Origin of the sequence: Hymenobacter psoromatis (genome assembly GCF_020012125.1) — a bacterium.
Classification (GTDB): Bacteria; Bacteroidota; Bacteroidia; order Cytophagales; family Hymenobacteraceae; genus Hymenobacter; species Hymenobacter psoromatis.
In genome coordinates, this window is record NZ_JAIFAG010000001.1 from 2,407,788 (window position 1) to 2,420,309 (window position 12,522).

Genomic DNA, 12,522 nt, shown 5'->3' on the forward strand with positions numbered 1-12,522 from the left:
TTGTCGTAGCCGACGCTCAAATTAACTTAGAAGAAAATACTGGCATTGGCCCGTATATTAAATGGGGTGCCCGGCGTGAAAGTCCGCTCAGTAATGGGGGCAGGCTCGCCCCGCAGCTGGGTCTCGGTAGCGTATTGAGCCTCATTCCAATCCACGTTCAGCAGGTTTTGCACCGTGAAGCCGAATTGGTAGCGCGGCCGGGTGTAAGCCAGCACGGCATCGACTACGAAATAGGGCAGAGCCCGCACGGAGTTGTCTTCATTGGCCGGGCGGCCGCCGAGGTAGCGGTAGCGCAGGCTGGCACTCAGGCCGCTGGGCTGCTTGTATGTGATGCCGGCGATGCTGGTAAAGATGGGGCCGAGCGGCACGAAGTTCTCGCCCTCCGGCGCGTCGAGCAGGCGCGCGTGGCTGTAATTACCGTCAAAATCGAGAAACAAGCGGCTCGTGAGCTGGTAGCGCGCCGACAGGTCGAAGCCAAAGCGCTGCGTCGGGCCTACGCTGGAAGTAGTGCCCTCATCGCCGTTATATACCAGTTCATCCTGAAGGCGCAGGTACCAGAAGGCCGCATTCACGACTAAGTCCGGCACCGGCTTAAACGTGCTACCCACCTCCGCTCCCGTGGCGCGGGGTAGCGCCTGCACGGGGTTAGTACCCCGTACAACTGCCCGCGCATCGTTGGAGTGAAAACCCATACCCGAACGCAGAAACAGTTGCACGTTCGGCGACGCCTGATAGTAAAAGTTGAGCTTGGGCGAAACGCGGGCGGCCGTCACACGCCCCCGCAGCGGCCCGAAGGCACCAGTAGAGTCCGCTATCTGCCCGCGAAAGTCAAACACGAACAGGTCAGTTCGCACGGCCGCATTCACGGTCAGGCGGTCGGTCAGCTCCAGTGTCTCATCGAGGTAGGCATTCAGGTTTTGCTCATGCAGGCGGCCAATGTCGATGGTGTCCGTGATGACGCGCTTGGTGGCATGGCGCAGTTCCAGGTTCGAATCATCAAGGCGGGTGCCCAGGCCGAAAGTAGTATGCAAATTACGCACTCCCAGACGGTTATCGCGCTCGTAGGTGCCGGTATAGCCATAGAGGTTGCGGCCCTTATCGGTCTGGTTGATTTCGTCGCCGTTCACCGGGTTTACCTTGAAAAAGGTGAAGTCCGAAAACAAATTAAAATTGTAGCGGGTGTAGTACACCTGCTGACGCAGCACCGCGTCGTGGGGCAGCGCCGTGGTAAGAATGGCATAGGCGTTGGCGCGGTTGGTTTGCCCGCCTTCGCTGGGGTCGATGCTGCCGAAGCGCGTAATCAGCCCCTCGGCCACGGCCCGGCTGGGAATTTCGCCGCTGGCATTCCAGTTAGACGTAAAATAGGAGCCAAACAGCGTGAGCGAGGTTTTATCGGTGAGCTGGCCGGTGTACTTCCCCATACCATTGAAGCGCTTAAAGCGCTGATTATTAACAAACGGTGAGGCACTGTAATAATACTCGCTGGCCACGTAGGCACTCTCCGGTTTCTTAGAAAACAGGTGGTGAGTACCCAGCAAATCGAGCATCACCAGAGCGCGGTAGGTATTATACTGGCCCGCTTCCACCTTCACCTGGTTATGGTCGAGGCTAGTTTTGGTCAGAAACTCGCCCGCGCCGGCCGTGGCCAAGTCGCCGAAGCGCGCCGTGTAGGGCCCTTTGTACACTTTGAGCTGCTCTACCGTTTCGGGTATCACAAAGTGAAAGTCGGCGTAGCCCTGGCCGTGGGCCTGGCTCACCATATTCACTGGCAGGCCATCCACACTCACGGCAAAGTCGGTGCCGTGGTCGGCGTCAAAGCCCCGCAGGAAAATCTGTTCGGCCTTGCCGCCACCCGCGTGCTGAGCAATAAAAAGCCCCGGCACCAGCCGAAGCAAGTCCTGGGCCGAGTTGATGGGCCGCAAGGTCTGGTCGATGTGCGTAATGGCCGCCAGATTTTGATTGAGGTCGCGGGGCTGACTCACTGTCACTTCGGCCAGGCTAAGATTACTGGGAGCTAGCACGATAGTGCGGCCGCGGGTTTCACCCGCCAGCAACGTCAGCGGCTGATTAACCGGCCGGTAGCCAAGCGCGGCCACGCGCAGCACCACCGGGCCGGGCCGCAGGTTTTTAAGCTGAAACTGCCCCAGCGCATCGGTAGCCGTGCCTGTCGGCAGGCCCACCAGCCCCATGCTCACGCCCGGCAGCGGCTGCCCCGAAAGCGAGTCTACCACCGTGCCGCGCAGCGCGGCCGCGCCCTGCGCCCGCGCGCCACCAGCCGCCAAAAGCAGCATTAATAACAGCCCCCAAGGCTGCCGCATAACCTTCACCCACAAGTAATTAATTGACATAAAAATACCTAAAACCCCAGGCCAGGCGCAGCAACGCAGCCTCCGGCGCGGGTGTGAAATCACCAGCCCCCACGCCAGCCAGTTAGCCGGCCGCACGAGGGCACCCCAGCGGCCGGGCGGCCACCAGGAGCGGGTAGTTTCAGCCGAGTTGGGGCGGGGGGTAGTCGCGGCCACTGGGGCCAGCGAGCAGCCGCGCTGGTGCCAGCGCCGGGCGCGCATTAGCTTGCCAGCCAGCCACTAAGGCCGCTTGCACAGCCAGCGGGGGGGTAGGGAAATGTACGTCCAGCCCCTTGAGCTGGGCCAGGTAGTGCAGGCCGGTGCCGGTTGGCAGCTTGTGGTGCACCTCGTGCTGGTCGCCGTTGCAGCGCTCGAAGCAGTCGAGGCGCAGGTAGTTGCGCTGCTGGCACTCTTTGCTGTGCACGTAGGGGTGCGCGGCGGTAAAAAGCGGCTCCGGCGGCCGGCTCACGAGCAGCCCTACCCCCACCACCAGCAGGTAGTTGAGCAGCAAGAGCCAAGTGAGTAGGGTTCGGAACATTAGGTTTTAAGATTTACGCAAAAGTCGTTTGTCATTGCGAGCCTGCGAAGCAATCTCTCCTTCCGCCAGGGGTAGTAAATCCAACGATGCGAACGACAAGGAAAGATTGCTCCGCTTTGCTCGCAATGACAGATATAACCATGATTATCAAGCTATTAGCCGGTCCAACGTCCAGTAAGCTGCGACCAGGCCGATGACCACCGAGACTGGGATGACGACCCGCGCCCGGTACCAGGGCCGGTCGGCGGCCCAGCGGCCGATGGCCGCCCAGCAGAGCATAATTATCGTAATCTGACCCAGCTCAACGCCCACGTTGAAGGAGATGAGTGAGCCGAAATAGTCTTTGCGCGGCAGCCCTAGCCCCGTGAGCGCGCTGGCGAAGCCCATACCGTGAATCAAGCCGAAGCCAAACACGATGGCCAATCGCCACGGGCTCAGCTTAGTAGTAATGATATTCTCAATGGCTACAAACAGGATGGAGAGCGCGATAATCGGCTCCACCACGCTGCCCGGCGGCTTGATGATGCCGTACATGGCCAGCCCCAGCGTAATGGAGTGCGCTACCGTGAAGGCCGTGGCCTGGAAGAGCACCGGTCGCAGGCGCGGCTCCAGAATGTAGAGGCTGACAATGAACAAAATATGGTCGAAGCCCAGCGGAATAATGTGCGTGAAGCCAAGCTGGATGTATGTCCAAAAAATTTGGGTACGCGAGAGCTTACTCAGGTCGGCGTCGATGACGTGGGCGGCGGCGGGCAGGGCCAGCAGCAGGAAAGCGAGGATGAACCACCACCGGCTGTCATTACGAGCGGAGCGCGGCAATCCTTCCTTTCCGTTGGGGTTACTAATCCAACGGAAAGGAAGGATTGCCGCGCTCCGCTCGTAATGACAGCCGGTTTTGAGTTTCATCACATACATCAAAAATGCCCTAACCTACCGGGTGGCCAACATTTTCCTACCCTCGGCTTCTACTTCGGGGTTGAGGTAGGGCGCGGTATTGAGGGCTTTGGTGATAAGGGCCTGGCCCTCGGCCACCTGGCCGGTTTTGGTGAGGATGAGGCCAGCGCGGCACAACAGCACGGGATTTTGGGAATTGGTGCGGCGGGCCACAGTCATGTACTTGGCGGCCTCCTTATAGTCGCCGCGCTTGTAGTAAACCCAGGCCAGGGTTTCGTTCACGTCAATGTTGTCGGGGCGGCGGGCGTACTCGATTTTGGCGTGTTCCAGGGCTTTATCCAGCTCACCGGTTTTGAGGTAGGCGTAGGCCAGCTCGCGGTCGGTATAATGGCCCAGCTGCTCGTCATTATTGGCTTGCTTGGCAGCATCGGCTAGCATTTCCACCGATTCACGGGCCATCTTATTCGCTTCTTCGGGCTGATTATTAAGCCGATACACGTCTACTAACTCATCAGTAAAGGCATAGTCCTTCACCGTGGCGCGGGCCAGGTTCAGGTCCTTGATGGCCGTAGGGTAATCGTGGCGGGCGGCGGCCACCCGCGCCAGCCCGGCTAGGGCGTAGGCGTAGTTGGGGCGCATCACTAGCGCCTGCTGGTAATAGCCCTCGGCCTTGTCGAGCTGCCCGCTCACTTCGTAGAGGTGGCCCAAGGCTACACGGCTCCACTCGGTTTGCTCCAGGCCAGCGTATCCCGCCTTCACAGCCATGTCCATTGCCTGAATGGCCCCCGGCACGTCGCCGTGAATCTCGCGCAGGTAGCTAACCCGCGCGTAGGCCGTGAGGTCGGGGCGCACCTGGTTCATCTTGTCGGCCATCTTGATGGCCGTGGGGTAGCGGCCCAGCTCCACGTTGGCATCAGTGAGCAGGCCATATACGTAGCCACTGTTGGGATTTATTTGCTGCGCCTGCTCGGCCAGGGCCAGGCCCTGCGAGAAGTGGTGCTGCGTGAGGCTCAGCGACGCCTGGCAGCAAAGCGCCTCAAAGTTGTCGGGGTTGGTTTTCAGCACTTCTTGCAGCAGTTGCATGGCCGCCGCGTCGTAATACGGGTGGTTGCCCGTGATGCGGCCCTCCTGCATGTAGGCTTCAGCCAGCAGCAGGCGGCTTTTCTGGTCATTCGGGTCAGCACGCAGCTTGGCCAGCAGGCCCTGCATCGAGGCTTTAGTGTTCACCCACTCGCCGCCCAGCGCCAGGCGGCCAATGCGGTCCTTAGGCTCGGGCAGGCCGGCCGGGGCTTGTTTTTTAAAGAAAAGGATGGCCGCTACGGCTAGCCCGAAAACGACTAGCAGGGTGGGATAGAGATTTTTGCGCACGGCGTAAATAAAAAATAGTAAGGAAAGCTACGCAGAAACTGAGCTTCCTGGTTTTAATGCTTTCGCACATAAAGCCAATAAAATAACAGAAAGTCAATGAAATAATAAAGCCGCCGCCGAGCTTACTTTAAGCTGGCGGCGGCTTTATTTAACTACCTACCCGGCGGCCGGGCAGGTAAACCTGGCTACTGCCGCTCGATGTGCAGCGACTGCACCAGCGTTTTGCCCGAATACAGCGTGGCAATGTACTGGCCCGGCACTACCGAAGCATTAGGCTGCCACTTAATCTCGGTTACGCCGGCCGGGTAATTTTTGGCCGCGATGGTAGCCACCTGGCGGCCCAGCACATCGCTGATACGCACGCTCAGGTTAGTTGATACGGCTAGTTCCAGGTGCAGCGTGGTGCTGCTGCTACCAGCGGCGGGGTTGGGGTAGGCGCTGGCCTGGGTCAGCGTCGGGGCCAGCCCAAGCTGGGTGGGGGCAAGCTGCGCCAAAGCTACGCGCTGGGCGTTGGTGCCGCTCCAAGGCGTCTGTACATAGGGGAAGGCAGCTCGGAACGTGGTATCGTTTTTCTCCACGTTAGTACTGAAGCCCAATACGTTGCCTAATTGCGCCGTTACGGGGCTGGTTGAGGTGCCTACCGTATAGTCGTCGTACCAGAGGCCCACAGCCGCCAGTACTACCCCACCCACGGCTTGCAGCTCGATGCGGGTTACGTCATCTTCCAGGCGGCGTCCGTTGGGGAAGCCATCCATATTCGGAATCATTTGCGCGGCCGTCCCCGAGGCGGTGTAGCGGGCATCAGTAAGGCCCAGTACGGCGGCGGCCACTAAGCCCTCCGAGCTGAAGTCGGGCGAGTTGCGGGGGGTAGGCGGCACGGCGAGGTTAATGCGCAGCATGTCGCCGAAAGTCGGCAGGAAGTTGTTGATGAACGGCTTACCAGCCGTGAGCGGGTTACCGCCGGTTTTGCCGGTGGCTAGCTGGTAGGGCGGCAGGTTAGGCACCCCAGTATAGAAGATGGGTAGTAAGTCAACCGAGCGCGGCGCACCAGCCTGCCCATTATTGAGCAGATATTCTCCAAAGCCACCTCCGGCAGCCGGCGCGAGCGCCGTATTGTCCGTGGCTGCATTGCCAAAAAGGCCACTTAGGCCAGCTGCCCCATTGCGGAAGTCGAACCCAGCGGCTGGCAGGCCAGTAGTACCGGCCAATGATTTGGATTGAATGCGCAGTGGCGCAAAGCCGGGCACGGCTCCGCCGTAATACGTCTGGCCCGCGGGCTTAGCGGCCGCGCCGTTCATCGGCACGTCGTCGGCCATGTAGAGGCTTAGTTCGGGGTTTTTCAGGTTAGCCTCATACATCCCTTGGGGAGTAGTCGCGGCGGCGTTGCCCACACCGTAGGGGCCGTAGGCATTCCAGGCATCCTTCTGGCCCACCGGCTGAATTACTTCGTTGGTCAGCGGCATTCCCAGGCGCGACACCTGTACATAAGTACCGCTTTCGGGCCGGGTACCGTCCGCGTTGATAGTGCGGATGGAGAGGCGGCTGGCCGAGGCCCACACGCCAATAGTGTAAGGCGAAATCGGCGAAGCGGCCGTTGTGCCCGCTGCGGGCGTGCCGGCCAAAGCATCAGTGGTAGCCGTTAGGGCCGGCGTACCGGCCTTCACGATAGCAGATACCGGAATCTGCATGATGATAGAGTGCACATTCTTACGAGCTAGGCCATCGCGGGCTGCGCCGGGAGCGCGAATACCACCTAGGTCGAAGATAGAGCCGAGGTCGGTAAAGAAGGCATCGTCGCGGGGGCCGCAGAAGACTTTAGTGCCATCGCCCAAGGTGATAGTGGCTTGCTGCGCTGAGGTCTCGTAATCAGATTGAATATTAAGGCCAGCAGCTCCGTTAATTGAGCGGGGGCCGATATTGCCCACTGGCACCGTGCCAGTTCCAAGCTGCGTGAAGGCACCACCATTAGTACTCTGCTCTAACTTAAAACTGGTGCGGGGATTAATTTTACCCAACCGCACCTGGAAGAAGGTAGTTGGGTCTTGATATTCGCGAGTAAACGTGAAACGATACGTAATATCGTCCCCAGTAGTCCCCGCATTATTCTTTACGTGAATCTCGTAATGAATATTTTCGCCGAAACTGTTGAAGTTCGGGCCACCCTGGGGTAGCTCAAACGGGATGTAGTTGGCCACAATAGTGACCGTAGCGTTGCCATCGTTGGCCGGCGCATCGGGCGAGCGGAACACGTAAAGGTCGGTGTTGTCGGCCAGCGGGTCATCGGCAATGAGCGGGGCCTCGCGGTGCGAAGAGGCTTCCAGGTGATTGGTGTGTCCGCTCCAGGCCAGCAGACCGCCTACGGCGGCAGCGGCTAGCGCTACGTGAAGAGCGGGACGGGTAAGCATTTTTTTCATGAGAAAAAGTGAAAAATGGGTGAGAATAAATGGAATTATTTCGAGAATAAAATTAAAGGAAACCGGAAAGGTGTCTTGTTTTAAATTTCTGATAAACAAGGTACTACGAATTACCTGTGCCACTCTACGTCAAAAGTACGTTTCCTAAAGTCAACTGGTTCTACCTATTCTTAACAATGCCGGAATTTTGCATGTTAAAGTGGTAGGGCCGGCTGCTTCAGCGGGGCACCAGGTTCGTCTGGATACTTTTGCTGGGCCTTTTGGCCCGCCTTATTATTAAATTATTTTTCAGCCGCCCGCGGGCAGCTTCGCTCTTCCCTACCCCTTATGGCTAAAGTCGCCATCAACCTCGCCACTGGCGCTATTCAGCAAGACGAACTCATTGTGGGCATCGACTTGGGCACTACTAACAGCCTGGTGGCCTATGTGCACCCCGAAACCCGCCAACCCGCCGCCATCAACGACCTGGGCCGCGGGGCTATCGTGCCCTCGGTAGTGCACTTTCCGGTTGATGGCAGCTCGCCGCTGATAGGTACTGAGGCCAAGGATTTCCTGCTCTCCGACCCGGCCAACACGATTTATTCGGTGAAGCGCCTGCTGGGCAAGAGCTACCGCGACCTGGGCCAGCACGCCGGGCAGCTGGGCTACAAAGTGATTGACGACGATTCCGAAAGACTAGTGAAGGTGCGGGTAGGGGAGCGGTTTTACTCGCCCATCGAGCTATCGGCCGACATTCTGCGCGAACTGCGCCAGCGCGCCGAGCACGCCCTCAAAACGCCGGTGCGCCGGGCCGTGATTACGGTGCCTGCTTACTTCAACGACTCGCAGCGCCAGGCCACCCGCGATGCCGGCCGTCTGGCCGGGCTCGAAGTATTGCGCATCGTGAACGAGCCCACCGCCGCCGCCCTGGCCTACGGCATTGGCCTCGACCCCGCCGAGGAGAAAACCGTGGCCGTGTATGACCTCGGCGGCGGCACGTTTGATATCTCTATTTTACGGCTGCACCAGGGCATTTTTGAAGTGCTGAGCACCCACGGCGATACCTGGCTGGGCGGCGACGATATGGACCGCGCCATTGGCGAGCATTGGGTAACGCAGGCAGCCCTACCCCCCTCGTTCCGGTTGGTGCCGGGCCAGCGGCAGCAGCTGCGCCTGGCCGCCGAAATGGCCAAGCGCTACCTCAGCCAGCACGACGATTTCACGACGCAGCTTGTGGACGGTGAGGAAAACGTTTTTGCCGTGACACTAACCAAGGCAGAATTCAACGGCCTCATCGCGCCGCTCGTGGCGCGCACCATCGACGCCTGCCGCCTGGCCCTCAGCGATGCTAAGCTGACTACCGACGGCCAGCCTGCCACCGCCAAAATCGATGCCGTGCTGCTGGTAGGCGGCTCTACGCGGGTGCCGCTGGTATACGACGAGGTGTCGAAGTTCTTCGACCAGCCGGCTAACCGGTCGCTCGACCCCGACGAGGTAGTAGCGCTGGGCGCGGCCATTCAGGCTGATATTCTGGCCGGCAACCGCCGCGATGTGCTGCTGCTCGACGTGACGCCGCTCACGCTGGGCATCGAGACGCTGGGCGGGCTCCTGGATGCCATTATTCCGCGCAACTCCAAGATTCCGACCAAGGCCGGCCGCCAGTACACGACCAGCGTAGATGGCCAGGTAAATCTGAAAATCGGCGTGTACCAAGGCGAGCGCGACTTGGTGAGCGAAAACCGCAAGCTGGGTGAGTTCGTGCTGAGCGGCATCCCGGCCATGCCCGCCGGCCTGCCTAAGATTGACGTTAATTTCTTCCTGAATGCCGACGGCATCCTGCGCGTGGAGGCCGTGGAGCTGCGCTCCGATACCCGCCAGCAGGTAGAAATCAAGCCCCAGTATGGCCTCACCGACGAGCAGGTGGAGCAGATGCTATTGGACTCGCTCACCAATGCCCGGCAGGACGTAGCCGCCCGCCTACTTATCGAAGCTCGTACCGCCGCCGAGCAACTGCTCTACCAAGTCGGGCGCTTTTTGAAAAAGAACGCCGCGCACCTGGAGGAAACCGAAGTAAACGCCACTAATGAGCAGGCTGACCAATTGCGCCAGGCGCTGGCTGGCAACGACCGCGACCTGCTTCTCAAACACATGGACGAGCTGGACGAACTGACCCGCCCTTTTGCCGAGCGCGTGATGAACCTATCCATTAAACAGGCCATGAGCGGCAAGCAGATTAGCTGATTAAATCAGCCAATAGCTGCTAGCTAACATTTTTCGCTCTGTTTAACAATACTTTGCCAGAACGAAAGCTGCCAGCTAACGGCTATTGGCTTAAATTTACGGTCGCACTGTAGCGCCGCGGGTAGAAGCAGGTGTGCGCGTGGTAGCGCGGGTGCGCGTTGCGCCGGGCGTGGTCGTCATTGTGCCGGTTGCGTTGCCATTGCTAGCACCAGCCGAAGTATTACCGGTCGGGTCAAGCGTGCTTGTGGCCCCAATGGGGGCATTTACGGCACCTGGGACGGCCGCGCCGGACGGCCCCGGTACGCCAGCCGCGTTTGGCATCGTAGTGCCCGTGCCTACGGTCGGGCTACCAATGGTGCCGGGGGTAACCGGCGCGCCGGGCGTAACGGGTACGGTTTGGGCATGTGCCGAAAAGCTGAGGGCGAGCCCTAACAGAGCCGCGCCAAAGAAATTTTGGGTTTTCATTTGAAGTAAGCGTCTTATAGTGAGACCATAACCGGAAGCCGCCGCTGAAGTTGCCAGCTACCGGAACCAAGCCGTTGTACGCAAAGGGCGGTGGGCCGAACGTGAATTTTGGATAAGCCAACCGGGTGATGATGGGGTAGACTCAGCAATAGGCAAGCGTATTTTTTTTGTTGTCAAGTAATTGGGGAGAAATCAAAACCACTTTTTATTGGCTGATTAATAAGCCCCCCTATTACGGACAAACTGGTCTTTCCCATAGTGCGCTGCGGGAAGGACCAAGCGTAATTTTGCGGCTTCCTACCCCCTACTCATGCGCGTATTGCACACCGCCGACTGGCACCTGGGCCAGCACTTCCTTACCGGCCACGAGCGCCTCACCGAGCAACGGGCTTTCCTCAACTGGCTGCTGGCTGCCGTGCGGCAGGAGAGCGTAGAGGCCTTAGTGCTGGCCGGCGACGTGTTCGACACCACGACGCCCTCGCACGCGGCGCAGGAGCTATACTATGATTTTTTGGTGCGCCTGCAAAGCACCGGCTGCCGAGACGTGGTTATCGTGGGCGGCAATCACGACTCCCCTACCCTACTCAACGCCAGCCGAAGCCTGCTGCGAGCGCTACGCATCCACGTGGTAGGCGGCGTACCAGTTGAGGTTAATGAGCAGATTATCAGTTTAAATACCAGCAGCGGCCAGCCGGGCCTGGTGGTGTGCGCGGTGCCTTTTCTGCGCGACCGCGACCTGCGCCTGGCCGTGGCCGGCGAAACGCCCGACGAGCGTCAGGCGCGCATCCGCGACAGCATCGCGGGGCACTACCTGGCCCTGAGCGAGCACGAAGTGGTGCGCGGCCTGCGCGAGCGCGACGTGCCGGTGCTGGCCACCGGCCACCTCTACGCAGCCGGCGGCGAGGCCCGCGAGGGGGCCGAGCGCGACGTGCACATCGGCGGGCTGGGGGTAGTGGGGGCCGAGCACTTCCCGGCCGCCTTCGACTACGTGGCGCTGGGCCACTTGCACCGGCCGCAGATAGTGGGCGGGCGGGCGCACATCCGCTACTCGGGCGCGCCGGTGCCGCTCTCGTTCACCGAGGCCGATGATAAGCAGCAGGTGCTGCTGCTGGATTTTACCGGGGCCGGGCCACCCGTTATCACACCGCTGCCCGTGCCGGTGGCGCGCCGCCTGCAGCGCTTCCACGGTGGATTGGATGAGGTGGAGGTGGCCATCCTGGCCTTTGATAACGAGGCTTTTAGCCTGGTGGCCTGGGCCGACGTGCAGGTGCGCTCCGACGAATCACCCTCCGAAGTGCAGCGCCGCATCGGGGCGGCCCTCAAGGAGCGCCGCGACCACGTGCTGGCCCCGCGCGGCGTGCGCCACCAGCGCCTCACCAACGCGCCCGGCCTCGGGCCCGAGGCCGATGCGCCCCTGGAGCATTTGCACGAGCTGACGGTGGACGAGGTATTTGGCCGGCGCGTGGCGGGCCTACCCCCCGAGCGGGCCGCCGCCCTCACCGCCACCTTCCAGGAGCTACGCCAGCTGCTGGCCGAGGCTGACCCGCACGCCTGGGGCGGCGAAGCGGCGGAATAAGTTCGTGAACGAGGAGCAAATGGCTTAGTATTTGCAGGCCGGCGCGTCGGCTTCGCCTCAGCATTCAATTTTCTTAGCGTACCTATTTATAAATTTTCTCTTCTACCCCATTCAACGTCGTGCTGAAAAAAACTCTACTCTCCTTTTTCGTATTAATCGGCTTCAGCTATACTGTTCAGGCACAGGCAAATCTCATTCGTTTGGGCATTAATAGCGTTTTTCTGGCCAAGCGCCTGAATAACAAGAACGCTCCGGCCCCAGAGAAGGATGCTAAGCCGGAAGTTACCACGACTACCGCCGCCAGCAGCTTGCCGACCTCTGCCAGCAGCGCGTATGAAGGCCAGCCATTTCCGATGCAGCGGACGGCTACCGACCAGCTCCCCAAAAAAGGAGCCGAGCAGGTGGTAGCGATGGAAGCTGAGCTGGACCGCTGCCACGCGGCGCTGCTGGCCAGCCCTACCGGAGTCATCTGCACCCCGGCGCAACGCGCGGCCCTCCAAACGGCCATTATGAACCTGGCCCGGACTAGTTCGAGCCGTAACCTGGCTGCTTATCAGCAGGAAGCCGCTTTTTACGTGGCCCAGGATACCCGTCGCCAGCAGCCCGCTACCCCCGCCGCGCCGGCCAACTAGCGCGCCCATCCCGCTCCCTACCCCCGCCCGCCCCCGCCAACTGCGCGGGGGCGGGCGTACTTTTAAGTAC

General features: G+C 60.3%; 9 protein-coding genes. 3 read left to right on the top strand and 6 right to left on the bottom strand.

Annotation, left to right across the window (positions count from 1 at the left end):
• Positions 1-26: 26 nt before the first annotated feature.
• From LC531_RS10480 to LC531_RS10500, 5 genes are all read right to left on the bottom strand, one after another.
• Positions 27-2,348 carry a TonB-dependent receptor gene (locus tag LC531_RS10480; RefSeq protein ID WP_223650240.1) on the bottom strand — a complete coding sequence of 774 codons (2,322 nt, stop codon included), beginning with the start codon at positions 2,346-2,348 and terminating at the stop codon, positions 27-29.
• A gap of 139 nt (positions 2,349-2,487) precedes the next feature.
• A complete protein-coding gene (locus tag LC531_RS10485; protein WP_223650241.1) occupies positions 2,488-2,883 on the bottom strand; it encodes a hypothetical protein in 396 nt (131 codons plus the stop codon).
• A gap of 147 nt (positions 2,884-3,030) precedes the next feature.
• On the bottom strand, positions 3,031-3,702 hold the full coding sequence (locus tag LC531_RS10490; RefSeq protein WP_223650242.1) for a HupE/UreJ family protein: 672 nt from the start codon (positions 3,700-3,702) through the stop codon (positions 3,031-3,033).
• 111 nt (positions 3,703-3,813) lie between these two features.
• Positions 3,814-5,145, bottom strand: a complete 1,332-nt coding sequence (locus LC531_RS22905; protein ID WP_223650243.1) for a tetratricopeptide repeat protein — start codon at positions 5,143-5,145, stop codon at positions 3,814-3,816.
• A 185-nt stretch (positions 5,146-5,330) separates the two neighbouring features.
• Positions 5,331-7,559, bottom strand: a complete 2,229-nt coding sequence (locus tag LC531_RS10500; RefSeq protein ID WP_223650244.1) for a DUF4331 family protein — start codon at positions 7,557-7,559, stop codon at positions 5,331-5,333.
• Positions 7,560-7,886: 327 nt separating this feature from the next.
• Between LC531_RS10500 and hscA the strand changes: the two genes are divergently transcribed.
• A complete protein-coding gene (gene hscA / locus LC531_RS10505) occupies positions 7,887-9,779 on the top strand; it encodes a Fe-S protein assembly chaperone HscA (RefSeq protein WP_223650245.1) in 1,893 nt (630 codons plus the stop codon).
• Between the two features lie 96 nt (positions 9,780-9,875).
• Here hscA and LC531_RS10510 read toward each other — a convergent pair whose 3' ends face one another.
• Positions 9,876-10,244, bottom strand: coding sequence for a hypothetical protein (locus LC531_RS10510; protein ID WP_223650246.1), 369 nt, complete (start codon positions 10,242-10,244; stop codon positions 9,876-9,878).
• A 310-nt stretch (positions 10,245-10,554) separates the two neighbouring features.
• Between LC531_RS10510 and LC531_RS10515 the strand changes: the two genes are divergently transcribed.
• Complete coding sequence (locus LC531_RS10515) at positions 10,555-11,820, top strand: exonuclease SbcCD subunit D C-terminal domain-containing protein (protein ID WP_223650247.1); 1,266 nt, start codon at positions 10,555-10,557, stop codon at positions 11,818-11,820.
• A gap of 119 nt (positions 11,821-11,939) precedes the next feature.
• A complete protein-coding gene (locus LC531_RS10520; RefSeq protein ID WP_223650248.1) occupies positions 11,940-12,452 on the top strand; it encodes a hypothetical protein in 513 nt (170 codons plus the stop codon).
• Positions 12,453-12,522 lie beyond the last annotated feature (70 nt).